We start from the raw sequence: 15,842 nt of genomic DNA on the forward strand, positions 1-15,842 counted from the left end.
ACTTGATCTAATGATTACTCACTTACCACCATCAATTCACAATTCAACTTTGCCAACCATGATTACTAATTCTCTTATTGCACTAGGTGAAAAATTGGAAATAGTAATCAACAAAGGCAGCGTTGAAAAGGAGGTCGAACATGGAAGAACATGGAAGAGCCTGAAGAGTATTACGAAGCACATGAACGTGTCAAGCAAGCAATGTATAAGTATGAACTTGAAAATTTAGATGTTGAATATCTGTGTGCCACTGAATATCAATTAGAGGAAGGGAAAGTCCTCATTAAGTATATGAGGGACAGGTATTACTTTGTAGTGATTAGATGCTATGACTGGATTCATGATTACAATGAGCAAATTGTTATATCCAAGTTTAGTATATCGGACTATGAAGTGTTTATGAGATTGATTAACGAACAGAAAGTTAAACTGTAATCTGATCCTCAGATTTGAGGGGGTGACAAATTAACACCCCCTTTAACAATCTAGGAGTATGCAAATTAAATACCCCTTCAGGAGTGTGAACAGATGGATGTAAACGAATTATACAAACAGGACTATGACAATTTACCATCAGATGAAAAGGTAGCATGGAACTATGATCACTATTTGCGTACTCGCTTAGCAATAGATAAATACTTTGTTTCCTATGGAATAGATGTAGCGATTGTAACAGGGATGATGGAGAGGGCTAAGGAAACTGACATTCGCTATCAGACTATGCTTGATATTATTGATGCAAAATTACTACCACCATACAGCAGAGAGTTAAATGAATTGGAAATGATGTTATCTATATTATTTGATCATGTATTGCGACCTCTGCCGCCAGAGAGCATAGAGGAAGAAACAAATAAAAGGAGGATTAATTACATTGGACACTATTAAAAATAATTTAACGTATGTTGCCTATGTTGTAATGACTGTTGGATTGTCGTATGCATGGTTCTCTGGGTTTAATTAATTATGATAAAATAATACTAGTATTTTATTTAAATGCATGATATAATAGAGGAAAGGAGAGATACATATGAGTACATTATTAAATGTCACTGGCTTACAAACTGAATCAGTATATTCAGATATTCGCTCTCACATTGGTTCATTCACAAGTAAACACACAAAACAGACCTATGAGCGTTCCATTCGAATATTCTTCATGTGGTACAAAGGAAAGCAAATTGAACAGTTAAAACCAGAAGACTTACCTGTCAAGTATGCTAAGTTTATTGATTATCAGACACATTTACGTAACTCAGACTATAACAATTCTACGATAAACAATATGGTTGCATCTATACAGAGTTTATATGTGTTTCTAGAAAAGAATGAACACAAAGTCAACGCCAACACACTTAAAATTAAAACATTAATTGAGAATCCTGAACATGCTGGGTCATTGCATCCTAATGAAGCAGAGATCATGGCTCAAGCTGTACTAAAGCAACGAAAAGGAAAAGAGAAAGCAGCTTTAATTCGTTTGGCATATACCACAAGTTTTCGTAAAAGTTCTTTGTTGTCCATGAACTATGATGATATTGTGATTGAAGACAATTGTTATGTAGCCAAAGTGTTGATAAAAGGTGGAAAGTATCACAAAGTCCCAATACCAACAGAATTATACGAAGAATTACTATCTCTCAAAGCGCTTGATTATCGTAAAAAATACACTGACAATAAAATTTTTCATTTGAGACCTAAAGCGATCCAAGCAATGATGGACAGTCTAAAACAGGAATTAAATATCCCTGAATCAAGAAACATTGTCTTTCATAGCTTTAGGAATTCAGCTTTAAAAGTAAGTCTTTCACTTGAGGAAGCGGCAAACCAATTAGGTCATTCAAATTTAAATACAACTAGAAATTCTTACGATAATGACAAGAAAGATTATTCTAATATGCCAAGCATGAGGATGCACAACAAAATACCTGATGACGTATTTCAGTCACTATCTAAAGAAGAACTAATCAAACTCATTCTTGAAGAAGATTCAGGAGTACTTATGCGTATGAAGATGAAGGCGAAAGATCTGGTTAAACAGGGTAGCTAATATATAATGTTGTTACCCTGTAGAGATTAATTAAAAATAAATGCACATATTATCTTTACATAATTGCTGTGCTTGAATTATAATGTAAGTAAGAGGTACATCATACATATTTCTTTACCCAATAACAAATTATTTTAAAATAAAAGGAGAACACATGATATGACGCTTGTTGAACGAACTTTGAAACTAACTGATGAAAGAGGGGTTAAAAAGGTGTTTATTTGTAATAAAATTGGGATCAGTCAAACTGATATGACAAATTTTTTAAATGGGAGATATGATTTGAAGGATAAACCAAAGAAAAAGTTGAAAGAATTGATTGACTCATACTATATCAACTTGCCAGTCGAAGTATGATATTTGGAATATGAAAGGCGGTGGGACAGATGTAAAACGATGCATTGGATGCTTAATAATGTTAAAATAATACAATATAAAACAAAAGGAGATACATAAAATGAATAATATCGAACTAACAATTATCGGGGATCAAGCAAAACGACTTAGAGAACATGCAGGAGTGAGTATTGAGGAAATGGTTAGTCATATGAGTATAACAAAGGAAAAACTAAATGCTTTTGAAAAAGGATATGTGAGTTCACTTGAAGGAGCAAATCATGTCTTTCATTTGTACTTGCGAACTCTTAATAATATCTACATTGAACAAGAAAAACCCTTTCTCAAGGTTGTTGAAGATTTCTGTCACACAAACAATATTAATTATTCATCATTTGTTGACGCTTTTGTTGAGGGCAATGTATCGCTCATATTAAATCTTAACGATAAAAAAGAATCATTGAATCTGCTTAAACAGAGGGAAATGCTATTGCTGAAATTGACAGATGCATCAATCAGTTTAAGCAATAGTGCTGATGAAATGCAAAATGAATACAAAAAAATGGAGTTCTTTACTGGCAATTATGATGACACATCAGAAAAATATTGTGCTGCCTTAGATAAACTAGAGATTATCTTAGATGTATTAGTTGAAGACGAAGGATTTAACAGAATTGCTAGTAAAATTAAAGAGAAATTTGAGTTGGACGAAGAAAATGGATTTAAAGACTACAGCAAAGAAATTTATCAAGACTTGCTATACAGCATTGAGGACTAGAGGGGAGATATTATGGACAATAAACCTACATTATTATCAAATGATTTGAATGTAATCACAGCAGAGATCAATAGTTACAAGCGGGAAGCTGGACAAGCAATATATGAAATTGGTATTCGGCAATTAGGAGAGCAAGCAAGTTTAAAGCAAATCGCTAATCATGTTGCACCTCAATTAGAATTAACACCTACTGATGCTATGACAATGTTACTATACGCCAAAGTTAGAACTTGAACAAGAAAGGGGTACTATATGGGAACTATAAATATTAACAAATTAAATCCACATCCAAAGAACGATTTTTACTTTACGGATATTACAGGTGACAAGTATGAAGAAATTAAACGCAGTATCGATACATATGGCATTCGTGATCCACTCAAAGTGACAACTGCTTATACAATCATCTCGGGTCACCAACGATATCGCATTGCTAATGACTTGGGAATTAAAGATGTACCTGTGGAGATTGTTGATGTTAATGAATGGCAAGCGGAGTATATGCTGATTGCTGAAAACATAGAACGTAGAGGAGAACCAGAGAGCGATCCAATACGTAAAGCCAGAATTGGGGAGTTTCTTAGAGAATACTGGAAAGCCCATGGTGAATATCTTGAAGGTAGGCCTAAAAAGTCTATGCAAAATGCACATACTTTTAAAGATGTAGCAGATGCGATAGGTGAACGAGAATCTCAAGCCAGAAGAACACTTAAATTGCGTGATTTGATTATCCCTCTACAACTTATGGTTTCCTCTGGTGAACTTGGGAAATCAGTAGGGGAACAACTGGCATATCTTACCGAAGAAGAACAAGAATCTCTTCTTAATAGTTTAGGCAAGTCAATTGGAGATGTGGGTGTAAAAGAGGTTAAGCAATTGAGAACTGAAATTGAAGCACTTAGAGACACGAATCAACTTTTACAGGACACAATTACATCATTAAAAGAAGACAATACACCCAAGGTTGTCCATCGTGATGTAATCAAAGAAGTCGTACCAGAACATGTCACAGCAGAAATTAAGCGCCTTAAAGAGCAATATGAAGCCACTCAGAACAACGAAAAGGCATTACAGTCTACCGTAGCCAATTTACAAAAGGAAAAGGAGTCTCTTGAACAATACATAGAGTCTGATGATTTTGAATTGTTGAACACTCAGAAAAAAGAGGAGTTGCTTAAATCTAAGTCACACGTAAGCATGTTTGAATTACAGATTAAGATTCAACAGTTTATAAAGGAATCCGCGCCTTCATTATATCTACAAGGTGCTATGTCATATGCAGATAGATCAGTTAAAAGAGAACTGTTAGAAGCAGCAAAGGCACTAGAAGAATATACAAATAATCTAATTATCTATGTATCCAATATTGACCGTCAACAAGCAAATGAAATTATCGAAGTTACACAATACGAAGTTAATTAAAAGGAGAATGAATATATGAATATTAATAACAATCAAGAGTTTGACGCACTACATAAGGCATTGACAGTAGCGATGGATGCTTCGAAAGCTAGTTTAGATGAAGTTAAAAATATCCGTGATGAAATTTACAATAACGTTGTCGAAGTTAAAGCTATTGGTAACTTTATGCTGGACTTCTATAAGGAATATCGTAAAGATGACAGGGTCACATCCGGTCAAAAGAAAACTTTGAAAAAAGAAATGGCAAATAAAGCAAGTAAGATTACCAAGATGATGTTCCCTTCCATTAGAGAAGACAAAACGAAAAAGTCGGAATTTTATAAAGAGTGGAATAAAGTAAGCAAAGGTTTGTGGTCTATTTATCGACACATGGTAAATGACAATCAATGCGGATACACTGAAACGCCAAAAGTTAAGTATGAAGCAGCAATGAAATATATCGAACGCTTAAGTATGGCTGACTATATGGCTTATCGTGATTTTAGATGGAAAGATATCATTCGATTCAGTTTTGATTTAATCCCAGAAGATGAAATTACAGTTGAAAGCATTGTAGAAAGCTACAAGGATAGTGAACTTGTGAGACTAGAACGTAACCCAAGATTTCAGTAGTCATACATACTATAATTTGCCATGTCCTTAAAGGCCATCACAAACCGTCATACTGTTTTAGGTTAAGACATTAACCCTCCGTCCCTCGGTTTGAAGTTAAGATTTTAACTCACCGTCCTATTGTTTCAGGTTAAGATGTTAACCCAAAACCGAGGGATAAGTACTAACAGAGATATTTATTAAACAGAGATACATACTTAACAGAGAATTCATTGAGTAAGTAGTTTTTGAAATCTGAAAATCAAAAGCAAAGGAATTAAAAGATGAGTGAAAAGTTTGTCCGTTTCTATAACTGTTATTATCGTGATGGGCCATTTAAATTAAATCCTAAGCAATGGTATTTTATGTGTCTACTTGGTTTAAGAGAGGATAGATACTTCAATCACATTGAAACTAATATCAATCTATTGTCTCAGATCCAATCGATCTTTCAAGATAAGGTATCTAGTAAGTGTAAGAGTAACACGGCTAAAACAGTCAATGAATTAGTTGCCCTGAATGTCCTTTCAATAAGCAATGAGGTGTCCATAACAAATAACTATGATGAAATGCTAATTCTGAAGATTGAAAAAGTGGACAAAGGATTTAGTAAGGTTGATTTTGATACATGGATATCGTCAGATAATATGTATGAACTGTATTTCATGAGTATATTAAAAGGCTTCAAACATGGATTTAAGAAAAGGATTGATGATTTGGCTCAATTGCTTGATCTGGGAATTGAGAAAGCTAGGAATCTAGTCACAAGAATGGCAGATAGGAATCTGATAAGAATGGATAGGTCAATCGATAAGAACCAAGAGGGTAAATTCAGAAGTTCACCATATACATTTTACCTTTCTGATTCAACTGCTATGTCTGTTTATCAAAATGACCCTATACCATTTTCTCCAATTGGAGACGAAGGTAAAAGTGACAATCCTGAAATTGAATCCAAGGAGCATGGATGGTATAGATGGGACTCAAAGTTGGATTCATACGATTTTTATGTGTATGAGACAACTACAGATGATGAATTGAAGAAACAGGCAGCAAAGAGAATAGAAAAACTAAAGAAAACTACCGCATGGCCTTTTATACAGAAAGAGTGGGATAGTGGAAAATCAAAAGCGGATATTGAAAAGAGTAAGACTATTCAAACTGAAAGAAGTAGAATATTATCAGATTTGAAAAAGGGTCAAGTATTTGTTGAACGAAATGGAAAGATGACGGTATTAGATTCTATCGATGGTATCGACTTTGATGACATCATGTATGTAGACAATGGAATCAAACACAGCGTTTACGATTTGATTAAATGCGAATTTAGAGGTTACAGAAAATTAGGAACAGAAGAAATTTTTTATCTGCTAGAACAGTTTAAAGCATTGTTGAAGGAGAATATATTAACTCAAGAAGTGTACCAAGAGTACAAGATAATATTTGATCGCTTCCTTGAAAGTAAAAACATTGGTAAAACAGATGATGAGACTCATTATGGCGATGAGTATGAATCATATGACGGAGTAACTGAGACAAATTTATCATTGCAACTAAGACAAAATAGGAAAGTTCAGGAACGAATTAGGGACGCACAATACAAACAGAGAGTTAATTCAGACGTTGATATTTCAGAGTTCATTTAATCTAATCTAAAAGGAGGATTTATTTTTGGCGAAACACAAACTAAATCAGAGTCATGTTTTGAAAATAAATTCCACACGAATCAGTAAAGAAAAGTACAATCTAACACTTCCACGAGACCAAGCACGAGAAAACAAGGAAATTGTTTCACTTGGTAGCAGTCAGGCATTGCGATTTATACAGGAATGGGAAGGCAACCTTGACCGAGAAAGTGAAATACATAGAATCAAGATGGAAATCAAAAGATTACGGAAGTTAGACACCAACAAAGAGAACAAGCGTAACATTGCATCATTGTACAAAGAATTGAACGAAAGGTTGTATAATCAACACTATGTAATGATTGTCATGAAGTCAAAGAAGGACTTCGATAGATTGTGTTCAAAGAAAGGTTTCAAAATTAATGGTCATAGCTATAAACGTTTGCTTGCTACTACAGGAGGTGGCAAAGACTCAACTGTAGTGTTTGTAACTAATGACGTGTATCCATATTTAAAAGAACGTTTGAATATGGGTAGAGATATGACAAAGAAAATGGTTCCAGCTAAGCTCGAAGCGTATCAAGCACTCGCATGTTCAGCAAGCACACCTGTTTCTAGACCAAAAGGAGTATTAATTGTACAGGATGCAATGACCTCATTTAAGTCAAATGTTATTACCATTGACGACAGGTATTCAGATGCCCCTGTTATTGAAGAAATTAAGGATTATTCTTTTGAGGGCGACAGCGCTATGAACGCTTCAGACGGATTTGGATTAATGTTGCCAGATAGAAGTAGAAAGTGGAGTGAAGAACTAGGTGTTGATGGGTATGCTAGTATGGTTGAGCGCCATGGTTACACCAAAGGCGTTTTACATCCATTCGATTTCCTCGATTATGCTGAGAATATTGCCAAGTCATACATGGTTCAAGACGCATGGGGAGTTACTAGGGATATCAGGGACTACGATGTAATTCTAACTACATCAATGATGAAATTGTGGGATTCGTATACGAGCCTAGAGCATGTACAAGAGTGTTGGGATAAGTTTGGCTATGCCTTTGCCGTAACCAAGACAACACCTGAGAACTTGGACAATGAGGGAGATTTGAATTATCAGTTTATTCAATCTTTAAAATTGTCAGACAATGAAATTGATCAGTTAATTAGTCTAACAGTAAATGAGATTAAAGAAGTGCTTGGTGGGGACTATAGGAAGACACTGCTTTATCTTAGAGGTAAAAAGATTAGTGAGAAAGATGTGCTACATGATAATCCAGACTTCATACAAGCATTGATGATTGATAAAGAAATAATAAATGATCCATTTGTTCGTAATCATGTTTATAAAATGATACATAAAAGAATTGATGAAGCTAAAACAGGTGTACTCAGGGTCAAGGGTAATTTCAGTATGATGTCTGGCGATCCGTATACATTGTGTCAAAACATATTCGGCATGCCACTCACTGGATTGTTAAAGGGTGGAGAATACTACTCTAATTACTGGCTTGAACGTAAAGTCGAGAAGATAGCAGCGTTTAGAGCGCCAATGACAAACCATAACAATATTCGTGTATTTAGAATGAAGAAAGACAAGGACACATCATATTGGTATCGCTATATGAAGAACGTAACAATCCTAAACAGTTGGGATACAGCCACTCATGCCTTAAACGGTGCTGACTTTGATGGTGACCAAGTATTTACAACAGATGATGAAGTGATCATGAATAATGTCCATGAATTGGATGCACTTGTATGCATGCAGAAACCAGTAGGAAAAGTAGTGCCTACAGAAGCCGATTTGATTGCAGCAAATAAAGCGAGTTTTGGTGATGAAATTGGAATCACAACGAATCGGATAACTTCAATGTTTGATGTAATGGCTGGATTTACTATAGGTAGTGACGAATACTTGGAAGTGAACTACCGCATTATGAGCGGTCAGATGATCCAGCAAAATGTTATTGATAAGGCAAAGGGAATGGAAGCAAAAGGCATGCCGAAAGAATGGTATACTCCTAAATTGAGTTATACACCTATCGTTACTGACGAAAAGGGAAAAGCAATTACTGATGAAAACGGCAAATACATACCACTACCAGAAACTGATGAAGACAGAACTAAACGAGAATTCAACTTGAGCATAGTTGTCGATAAGAAACCGTACTTCTTTATCTGGAAGAAAGATTCATCAGAATTAGGGAATTACAAGAAATACATAAAAGCAGTAGAACGTAATTGTTCAATTAGATTTGGCATTAGTTTTGAAGAATTGAAAAGCAAAACTGATTTAACAGAAAAAGAAAAAGCGTTTCTTGAAGACTATTATCGAGATATTCCAGTATCAATTGCCCAATCGACGATGAATAGAATTTGTTGGAGAGTCGAAGAAGCATTTAAGGATGTGCCTAGAGACGTAAAGACAAATAATTTTGATAAGGAAATACTTAAAACTGATAAAAAATATTCTCAAGTCCGTTTCAAGGAGATTAAAGAGCTGTACAAGAACTATAGCGCTGAGGTGAAAAGTTATATTCTGAGTACCAAAGATATAGTAGAGGATAGTGAAGCGAAAGAAGAAGCGAGACGTATGTTCTTAAAGAGATTTAGAGAAAAAGCATTAAGTATTTGCAACAACGAAGAAGATCTGTGTAACATGGTTGTGGATTTGTGTTACAAGACTGATAATTCAAAACAGTTTGCATGGGATGTCGCTGGAAAGCAGATTATTTTTAACTTGTTGAGAAAGAACAGATATACATTTAACTTCCCTGTACTCGATGAAAAGGGAGAAATTGAATACAGTGGTGACAGATTCAAAATGGTTAAAATTCAAATGGAGGTTGATAATTATTAATACAGTATTGAATGAACGTTATGAAGCAGAGGAAATATTGAAATCAGGAAAAGTAGACAAATACCCTAGGAAGACTATCAATAGTCTTGCTAAATACTATGTTGCTGAAGGGTACGCTTTAAAGGAAACAGAGGATTCAATTGATGAATTTCTAAAGACACACATGCCCAAGTATAATTCAGTTCTATGGTACAAGGAAATCGCTAAGATTGTTCAAAGTAATAAAAATAGAATTAAAAAGAGAGTAGAAGCAAATAAGGAACCGCTTATAGAAGTTGAAGAGGTAGTGATCACTCAGGACGAATTAGATAGTGTTCAGCAGTTAAAGAGTATTCGACTCGAAAAAATAGCATTCTCATTTCTTGTGTACGCCAAAGTTGCAAACCAAAAGAACAATAAAAATACATATTGGGTTAATGAAGATGTGTCAGAGGTAATGAAGGATGCAGGAATTAAGGATGGTTTAGTAGAGCAAAATAGAATGATGAATAAGTTGATTCAGCTAGAGTATCTAGAGACACCATTTAAAGCAGCTTCAACAAGTTATCGTGTTACATATGGTAATGAGGATAGTAAAGCAGTGATTACAATTAAGGACTTTACCCATTTTATTTATGAATATTTGAGATATAAAGGTGAGAATGTGGGCAACTGTGAAGAATGTGGAAGATTGATTGTTAAGAATTCTAATCGACAAAAACGATGCAAAGTATGCCAAAAGAATTATAAGCGTAAAAATAATACTAGAAAATGAAAATCATACATGTTAGAAAACGCTGAAATACCTTGCCCCGTAAGGGCTGAGAGGTTTTACTAGATACGTCTGTAGTGGAGGGGAAGATAGGGTTTTCTCCTTTTCATATCGGAACCTCCACCTCGTATTATTCTTCATTTCATTTTTTTAAAAGTCCCTAATGCTAGTTACGGGATCACTGTCTGTAGGCAGGCCGATGCTCTCCGGTTAATGAGAGCCTCCTTTTCTATTATGTAGTTAGATGTAGTTAGAATGAGTGAGATGGAGTCATTTGATCACACTTGGAGCCTATTGGAAGCGAATGGATGTAGATGTAATACAAAATGAGGAAGGATACTCAAGTGGTTAAGAGGACTGTCTTGAAAACAGCTAGGCGATTATGTCGTGCGAGGGTTCGAATCCCTCTCCTTCCATTTAAATTTAGAACCAAAAGGAGAAATTGAATGATGAAGCAAATTGAGAAAGTTAAATTGGTATTTGAGAACTGTGACAGTTTAGATTTTAAAGTCGATGAGATTGACCGATTGGACTTTAGCGATATTCGGAAGCGTAAATATATGATCAATGATGATAAAATAATTGAAATAAATCAATGTGCATTGTTTGACATTGGAATCAAGTCGAAAGCCAATAAACCATATTATCCGTTTGAGCAAGATGGTCAAGTGGAACCAATTATGAAATTTGACCGGATTAAAGAGGAGCGTGATTTGGTTGCTATTTCTGTTCAATATATTGATGGAACTGAGGATTATATCTATGTTCCATGGGATGATGAGAAAAGTGACTATGTGAACTATAAACAACAAGTTACAAGCGATGAAGATTATCTATACATTTTAATTAAATAAATAATACATACATGATTTTATATGGCCTGTCGTGATGATAGCCCTTAACCTGTATTGTAGCAGGTAGACATATTAACGGAACAAGTAGAGAATACACCGTTAAAGTGGGAGTCCTTTGCTTGAACAGATAGATGACTAAGGGAGATAAATATATTGGAATTGAAATTGTTAACAAGTGAGCAATTGGAAAACGAAGTTCAAGTTTCCTTTATGAATAACTATGGATGTGCAGAAACTGTAACCAAATGGAAAGAATATAAGGAATGGGAATTGGACATTGTACGTTCCGAGACAGTCGAACTGTTGAATAAGCAAGTGTTGATTCTACTGGACATTTTGAAATCTAAGTATCCTAACCAAGATGAACTGATGCAGGACATTACAGACAGATTTAGTAACTCATATCAGATTGATAATCTTATTTCTTTTGATATGTTAGCAGGTCGAGCAGAGTATATTTATAGTTTGGATAATAAGTAATTCAATTAGATGAGCTGTGATGGCTCCACAAAGAAGTTTATACATAAGGGAGATAATGAAGAATGGGAATTGCGATTATTGACGCAAGTGGTGTTACGATGATGCTTGAGAATAAAAATGTAAATGAAGAGATTGAACAACTAAAACAAGATAATGAACAGAATTATCGCATCATGACAACTATGCTTGAATGGTTTGAAGCTAACTGTGAGCATCATAAACTGTATGACTTCCTATATGATAAATCAATGGAGCACCCAACGCAGTTTAACGGAGATGACTATAAAGCAGTAATTGAATTGTTTGATGTTGTGACTAATAGCGGATATTAAATCATTCATTTGACAGTGTTCGGGAATTAATCCTGAGCATGATCAAGTTTATGATCAGTAATGTGTAACCAGTCTGTTCATTGGACTGGTCTTTTATTATTAGTATAGAACAAAAGAAAATAAGCCTAACCAGTTGGCTAGACTATGATAAAGAAAAGAAGCCCATTTGCTGAGCTTCAGGATTGTTTCGGATTAGGCTGGTCTTTATATACAAACCATGTCTTACCACGTTTACGAGCTACAACCTTCCCGTCACTACATAGATGCTTGATACGTACAGGCGACAATCCCCATAACTCGCTTGCTTCCTCAGTGGTCATGATGCGCCCCATGATGCTATCCATATCTGATTCAATGCGTTCTTTATCTGGTTCCATATAATATCCCCCTAACGTCTACGTATGAGCTGTACTACATTATATAAGCCCAATACAATAGCAGCGCTACCAATAATAAGATTAAATGTGTTCTTTTCCATAAAGACGAATACTACAATGGCAATGATAAATGCTAGTGTAGTGATTGATACATTGGCTGTTTTACTCATATGTTTAACCTCCTGTTATTATCCTTATCTGTTATCTTATCCTAATTACATTATACACCAACCGATAACGGTTGTAAAGCTTTTTCTTTAAAGTTTATTGCATATAGTCAACGTTATTGTGTATAATGTAGGTGAAAAGGAACCCTTTCGGATTCCCTTTCTGACATAGTTGCCTATCGGTGAGTATTACTTCTTGGCGGGAGTTGCTCACCTTCTTTATGTTTCTCTTTTGCTTCTTTGAGTCGTTTCTCTTTCTTTTCTTCTTTCTTGTCTCGCCTACCCACTAGGAAGATTATCAGGTTGAGGATGAATGCGAGTGATGGGATGATGTAGGGTAGTAGTTCTTTCATTTGTTATCACCTCCTCTTCTTTATATACTTATTATATCATGACCGATAACGGTTGTCTAGTATTATCTTATCATAATTGAATCATATTGGTTACGTTTTGTATCGGTTTGTTGATACAGTTCGTATGCAGCACAGTAATATACTGGATACATCATAATAGAGGTGGTGTATGCAGACATGACTAATGAAGTACAAGAATGGTACATAGAGAATGATATACTGACTGTTAGGATGATGGTTGAGACAGAATGAAACGTATAGCTACGTTGAGAATCCACATTTTGAAAATGAAAAAATCAAAAATGAAAATCAAATTCCAAATTCCAATGAGGAAATTGAAATAGAATTAGCCAATAAGGTGTATAGACTATTGCAAGGATTGTATATGGAGCAAAGGTTAACAATGTGACCCAGAGTATAGAGAGTACACAGATAGTATATTGAGTTGGCTATAATGATGATAACGAGTGGATGATGTGGTACGTGAGTAGATGAGATGTGAGTGATATATAGTTGTGAGGGATTAAGTGGCGAGTGAATGGATAGTGTAATATTAAGTTGTTAACAATATAGTTGTGTATAACCTGTGGATAAGTCATGATAATCGGCTATGCTGTTACCCTTACGATATTTTGGACAGCGCCCATATAGATATACGAATATGAAAAATTTCAAACTCAAAATGAGTAAATTGGTAATTTTTTTACAATTGTTAGTCCATAGTCTAGTCAATCCGTCAAGATGACGGAGTGTGTCCTAAAGAGCATACAAGGTATCTTATGTATTCCTTGGGGACAGGATAGGGGGGTATATTTACACCCAAAAATGAGTCAAAATTTCCAAATATTCCGACAGCACTTATACCTACACCGCAATGTTGGATTTCCACTCTAATCATCAATTTACAGCCTATTTCACATCGTAAATGGTATCGTGGTCCCCATCGTAAAACCCGCATAAACACTAGCTTTTCACTCAATTTTCTATTGATAAAATAGCCTAATTTGGCATGTTTGGTCCCCTTGTTTACTCATATCTATCACTTTTATTCCCGTTTTCCCTTGATACATAAGCATTTTCACGATATCAGCATACCAATTACATATGATTTCACCATTAACCCTTGATATATAAGGGTTCTTTGCTATTTCACGATACAACCTAATTTGGAGGACGATATGAATACACGAGAAGAGCAATTGCAAGTAATTAAAGATAGAGTGGATCAGCTATACAAGAAAATTGAAACGGAAGATGAAATGATTATTGATTATCTAGCTGACAGTGGTGAACTGTTCTTTTCTGGGATAACGATTTTCAAGATTATCCCTAGTGGCTACGAAGTTTTAATTGATAAATATGATCTGAATGGATTCAATGAAAATGGAATCGCTATTTGGCGAACAGATACCATTGAAGAACCTGCCGATATTCATGAATCTATTGCTAACAATCTAAACCTACAGATGATGTGGGAGGATATTGATGGCACAGTCACTCTCTAGAAATCTGAAAACACAATCAGCAGCTACCCCAATTGTGTATGGTGATGTCGCTAAACAGATCAGAATGGATTCAATCAAGCCAACTAGTGATTTAGCTAAACGTAACGGTAAACGCCTAATCCAGTACTTCGACGAAAGGATGATCCATAAATGATTAAGCCTATTCGACCAACTAAAGCAAATGTAAGTCATGCAGAGTACGAATCTTTCAATGAGTATGCAGACAGTACTTCAAAGACTCAGAGTATTGGAATGGACAATATGAGACATCTCATGTCTGAGTTTAAGAAGCATACTAATCCTGAGATGAAGAAAGCAGCAATGTTATCTGGTGGATCACTAAAGACTAAGAATCAAATTGATGTCCAAGAGATATGTAGAGAAGTCAGAGGTAAACTATGAGATATAACAAATGATTAAGGGAGATTGAAAATGGAGAAACATGAGATTAGTGTATATGAGATTTCTAAGCTTACAAAAGGACAAGGCGTTCGAAAAGGATTATTGACAGTTCTATCTTATGGAAATAATGATTTCGAAGTTATAACTGAATGGGGAACTTCCTTGTGGCAAGGCGATGCAGATAGTACAGTTGCATTTGTGCATGGGTTTAACATTTCAGGTGAAATTAAAGAAAAAGAAGAGAGTAAAGTACGCAAAGTTACAATTGAAGAAGTTGAAGAATTGAATGATGGTGAGTATTTGGAAATGGGCAAATTCTTTGTATCCCGAGAATACGTTCAAACTGAGATTCAAGGTACTCCAGCAAGATTGTACATTGACAATAGATATATGATTGTTGATCCATTCGGATGTAATCCAAGTCCTTCACCAGATGTAGAGACCGTTGTAGGTATTTTGAATGGACTTAATGGTTTTGTAGATTAAGAAGAATAGAAAATTAATCCAATCAAATACATAAATAGGGAGATTGATAAAGTGATTAAATATGTAGACAAAATAAAACGTAACCATGGAATATATCTAACAATTCCTGAAACTGACTATAAAAATAACCAAATTCTATTAGAAAAACTTTTGACTTTGGGTTACTTTGAAAATGAATTTATTGATGTAACGAATGTAAGATCTATTGGAAAGACTGAAGCACTTATAAAATTCGCAAAGAAAAAAGGTATTGCAGTTTTGGTGGGTCTCCCATGTTCTCATGAGAAAAGTAAATATGACTATGAAAAAATCTACTCTATAAATGGTGGAAGCATTAGAGCTATCAAAGAAGCAGTTATTGATGAGACAGTTTCATTAGATCAAGTACCTCAACACATTAAGGTTATTACTGGATTCTATAATAGTGACATTAACGAGTAAGAAAAATACATAAATATATAGGGAGAGTA

At 34.9% G+C, this 15,842-nt stretch carries 21 protein-coding genes and 1 tRNA gene; 19 read left to right on the plus strand and 3 right to left on the minus strand.

Annotated features, from left to right (window positions below; translation table 11 throughout):
* Positions 1-150: 150 nt before the first annotated feature.
* The 15 genes from ACR32F_RS09720 (at position 151) to ACR32F_RS09790 (ending at position 12,082) form a co-directional block, all read left to right on the plus strand.
* A complete protein-coding gene (locus ACR32F_RS09720) occupies positions 151-435 on the plus strand; it encodes a hypothetical protein (protein WP_440118394.1) in 285 nt (94 codons plus the stop codon).
* 93 nt (positions 436-528) lie between these two features.
* On the plus strand, positions 529-888 hold the full coding sequence (locus ACR32F_RS09725) for a hypothetical protein (protein WP_440118396.1): 360 nt from the start codon (positions 529-531) through the stop codon (positions 886-888).
* 142 nt (positions 889-1,030) lie between these two features.
* Entirely contained in the window at positions 1,031-2,050 is a 1,020-nt protein-coding gene (locus tag ACR32F_RS09730; RefSeq protein WP_440118398.1) for a tyrosine-type recombinase/integrase, read from the plus strand.
* Between the two features lie 159 nt (positions 2,051-2,209).
* Positions 2,210-2,407 (plus strand): hypothetical protein, encoded by a 198-nt coding sequence (locus ACR32F_RS09735; protein ID WP_440118400.1) that lies wholly within the window; start codon positions 2,210-2,212, stop codon positions 2,405-2,407.
* A gap of 100 nt (positions 2,408-2,507) precedes the next feature.
* Entirely contained in the window at positions 2,508-3,164 is a 657-nt protein-coding gene (locus tag ACR32F_RS09740; RefSeq protein ID WP_440118402.1) for a helix-turn-helix domain-containing protein, read from the plus strand.
* 12 nt (positions 3,165-3,176) lie between these two features.
* Positions 3,177-3,398, plus strand: a complete 222-nt coding sequence (locus ACR32F_RS09745) for a hypothetical protein (RefSeq protein WP_440118404.1) — start codon at positions 3,177-3,179, stop codon at positions 3,396-3,398.
* Between the two features lie 18 nt (positions 3,399-3,416).
* Positions 3,417-4,586, plus strand: a complete 1,170-nt coding sequence (locus tag ACR32F_RS09750) for a ParB N-terminal domain-containing protein (RefSeq protein ID WP_440118406.1) — start codon at positions 3,417-3,419, stop codon at positions 4,584-4,586.
* Between the two features lie 15 nt (positions 4,587-4,601).
* Positions 4,602-5,198: a hypothetical protein gene (locus ACR32F_RS09755; protein WP_440118408.1), complete on the plus strand. Its 597-nt coding sequence runs from the start codon at positions 4,602-4,604 to the stop codon at positions 5,196-5,198.
* A 263-nt stretch (positions 5,199-5,461) separates the two neighbouring features.
* Positions 5,462-6,823, plus strand: a complete 1,362-nt coding sequence (locus ACR32F_RS09760) for a hypothetical protein (RefSeq protein WP_440118410.1) — start codon at positions 5,462-5,464, stop codon at positions 6,821-6,823.
* Between the two features lie 25 nt (positions 6,824-6,848).
* Positions 6,849-9,665 (plus strand): hypothetical protein, encoded by a 2,817-nt coding sequence (locus tag ACR32F_RS09765; RefSeq protein WP_440118412.1) that lies wholly within the window; start codon positions 6,849-6,851, stop codon positions 9,663-9,665.
* On the plus strand, positions 9,652-10,419 hold the full coding sequence (locus ACR32F_RS09770; protein ID WP_440118414.1) for a hypothetical protein: 768 nt from the start codon (positions 9,652-9,654) through the stop codon (positions 10,417-10,419). Before ACR32F_RS09765 ends, ACR32F_RS09770 begins: the two co-directional genes overlap by 14 nt.
* Before the next feature lie 327 nt (positions 10,420-10,746).
* Positions 10,747-10,832 (plus strand) — tRNA-Ser (locus tag ACR32F_RS09775).
* Positions 10,833-10,862: 30 nt separating this feature from the next.
* Complete coding sequence (locus tag ACR32F_RS09780; RefSeq protein WP_440118416.1) at positions 10,863-11,270, plus strand: hypothetical protein; 408 nt, start codon at positions 10,863-10,865, stop codon at positions 11,268-11,270.
* Positions 11,271-11,423: 153 nt separating this feature from the next.
* The gene (locus ACR32F_RS09785) at positions 11,424-11,750 is read left to right on the plus strand and encodes a hypothetical protein (RefSeq protein ID WP_440118418.1); all 327 of its coding nucleotides are present in this window, start codon (positions 11,424-11,426) and stop codon (positions 11,748-11,750) included.
* A gap of 62 nt (positions 11,751-11,812) precedes the next feature.
* Complete coding sequence (locus ACR32F_RS09790) at positions 11,813-12,082, plus strand: hypothetical protein (protein WP_440118420.1); 270 nt, start codon at positions 11,813-11,815, stop codon at positions 12,080-12,082.
* A 176-nt stretch (positions 12,083-12,258) separates the two neighbouring features.
* On the opposite strand, the gene ACR32F_RS09795 is transcribed toward ACR32F_RS09790, so the two are convergent.
* The 3 genes from ACR32F_RS09795 to ACR32F_RS09805 form a co-directional block, all read right to left on the minus strand.
* Positions 12,259-12,459, minus strand: a complete 201-nt coding sequence (locus tag ACR32F_RS09795; RefSeq protein WP_440118422.1) for a helix-turn-helix domain-containing protein — start codon at positions 12,457-12,459, stop codon at positions 12,259-12,261.
* A gap of 11 nt (positions 12,460-12,470) precedes the next feature.
* A complete protein-coding gene (locus ACR32F_RS09800; protein WP_440118424.1) occupies positions 12,471-12,629 on the minus strand; it encodes a hypothetical protein in 159 nt (52 codons plus the stop codon).
* A 173-nt stretch (positions 12,630-12,802) separates the two neighbouring features.
* The gene (locus ACR32F_RS09805; RefSeq protein WP_440118426.1) at positions 12,803-12,979 is read right to left on the minus strand and encodes a hypothetical protein; all 177 of its coding nucleotides are present in this window, start codon (positions 12,977-12,979) and stop codon (positions 12,803-12,805) included.
* A gap of 1,178 nt (positions 12,980-14,157) precedes the next feature.
* On the opposite strand from ACR32F_RS09805, the gene ACR32F_RS09810 reads away from it, so the two are divergent.
* The 4 genes from ACR32F_RS09810 to ACR32F_RS09825 all read left to right on the plus strand — a co-directional run bounded on the left by ACR32F_RS09810 (position 14,158) and on the right by ACR32F_RS09825 (position 15,813).
* Positions 14,158-14,484, plus strand: coding sequence for a hypothetical protein (locus ACR32F_RS09810; protein ID WP_440118428.1), 327 nt, complete (start codon positions 14,158-14,160; stop codon positions 14,482-14,484).
* Between the two features lie 150 nt (positions 14,485-14,634).
* Positions 14,635-14,886: a hypothetical protein gene (locus ACR32F_RS09815; RefSeq protein WP_440118430.1), complete on the plus strand. Its 252-nt coding sequence runs from the start codon at positions 14,635-14,637 to the stop codon at positions 14,884-14,886.
* Positions 14,887-14,916: 30 nt separating this feature from the next.
* A complete protein-coding gene (locus ACR32F_RS09820; RefSeq protein ID WP_440118432.1) occupies positions 14,917-15,372 on the plus strand; it encodes a hypothetical protein in 456 nt (151 codons plus the stop codon).
* 51 nt (positions 15,373-15,423) lie between these two features.
* Positions 15,424-15,813: a hypothetical protein gene (locus tag ACR32F_RS09825; RefSeq protein ID WP_440118433.1), complete on the plus strand. Its 390-nt coding sequence runs from the start codon at positions 15,424-15,426 to the stop codon at positions 15,811-15,813.
* The last annotated feature ends 29 nt before the right edge of the window (positions 15,814-15,842 follow it).

The sequence above is a fragment of the Paenibacillus hebaui genome (assembly GCF_051934385.1).
Taxonomy (GTDB): Bacteria; Bacillota; Bacilli; order Paenibacillales; family Paenibacillaceae; genus Paenibacillus.

What these genes read in the sequence shown, in the direction of transcription:
- ACR32F_RS09790 (WP_440118420.1), top strand. Translation starts at nt 11,813, where the DNA reads ATGGGAATTGCGATTATTGACGCAAGTGGTGTTACGATGATGCTTGAG.
- ACR32F_RS09815 (WP_440118430.1), top strand. Translation starts at nt 14,635, where the DNA reads ATGATTAAGCCTATTCGACCAACTAAAGCAAATGTAAGTCATGCAGAG.
- ACR32F_RS09745 (WP_440118404.1), top strand. Translation starts at nt 3,177, where the DNA reads ATGGACAATAAACCTACATTATTATCAAATGATTTGAATGTAATCACA.
- ACR32F_RS09720 (WP_440118394.1), top strand. Translation starts at nt 151, where the DNA reads ATGGAAGAGCCTGAAGAGTATTACGAAGCACATGAACGTGTCAAGCAA.
- ACR32F_RS09820 (WP_440118432.1), top strand. Translation starts at nt 14,917, where the DNA reads ATGGAGAAACATGAGATTAGTGTATATGAGATTTCTAAGCTTACAAAA.
- ACR32F_RS09750 (WP_440118406.1), top strand. Translation starts at nt 3,417, where the DNA reads ATGGGAACTATAAATATTAACAAATTAAATCCACATCCAAAGAACGAT.
- ACR32F_RS09740 (WP_440118402.1), top strand. Translation starts at nt 2,508, where the DNA reads ATGAATAATATCGAACTAACAATTATCGGGGATCAAGCAAAACGACTT.
- ACR32F_RS09780 (WP_440118416.1), top strand. Translation starts at nt 10,863, where the DNA reads ATGATGAAGCAAATTGAGAAAGTTAAATTGGTATTTGAGAACTGTGAC.
- ACR32F_RS09755 (WP_440118408.1), top strand. Translation starts at nt 4,602, where the DNA reads ATGAATATTAATAACAATCAAGAGTTTGACGCACTACATAAGGCATTG.
- ACR32F_RS09795 (WP_440118422.1), bottom strand. Translation starts at nt 12,459, where the DNA reads ATGGAACCAGATAAAGAACGCATTGAATCAGATATGGATAGCATCATG.
- ACR32F_RS09735 (WP_440118400.1), top strand. Translation starts at nt 2,210, where the DNA reads ATGACGCTTGTTGAACGAACTTTGAAACTAACTGATGAAAGAGGGGTT.
- ACR32F_RS09810 (WP_440118428.1), top strand. Translation starts at nt 14,158, where the DNA reads ATGAATACACGAGAAGAGCAATTGCAAGTAATTAAAGATAGAGTGGAT.
- ACR32F_RS09805 (WP_440118426.1), bottom strand. Translation starts at nt 12,979, where the DNA reads ATGAAAGAACTACTACCCTACATCATCCCATCACTCGCATTCATCCTC.
- ACR32F_RS09725 (WP_440118396.1), top strand. Translation starts at nt 529, where the DNA reads ATGGATGTAAACGAATTATACAAACAGGACTATGACAATTTACCATCA.
- ACR32F_RS09800 (WP_440118424.1), bottom strand. Translation starts at nt 12,629, where the DNA reads ATGAGTAAAACAGCCAATGTATCAATCACTACACTAGCATTTATCATT.
- ACR32F_RS09760 (WP_440118410.1), top strand. Translation starts at nt 5,462, where the DNA reads ATGAGTGAAAAGTTTGTCCGTTTCTATAACTGTTATTATCGTGATGGG.
- ACR32F_RS09730 (WP_440118398.1), top strand. Translation starts at nt 1,031, where the DNA reads ATGAGTACATTATTAAATGTCACTGGCTTACAAACTGAATCAGTATAT.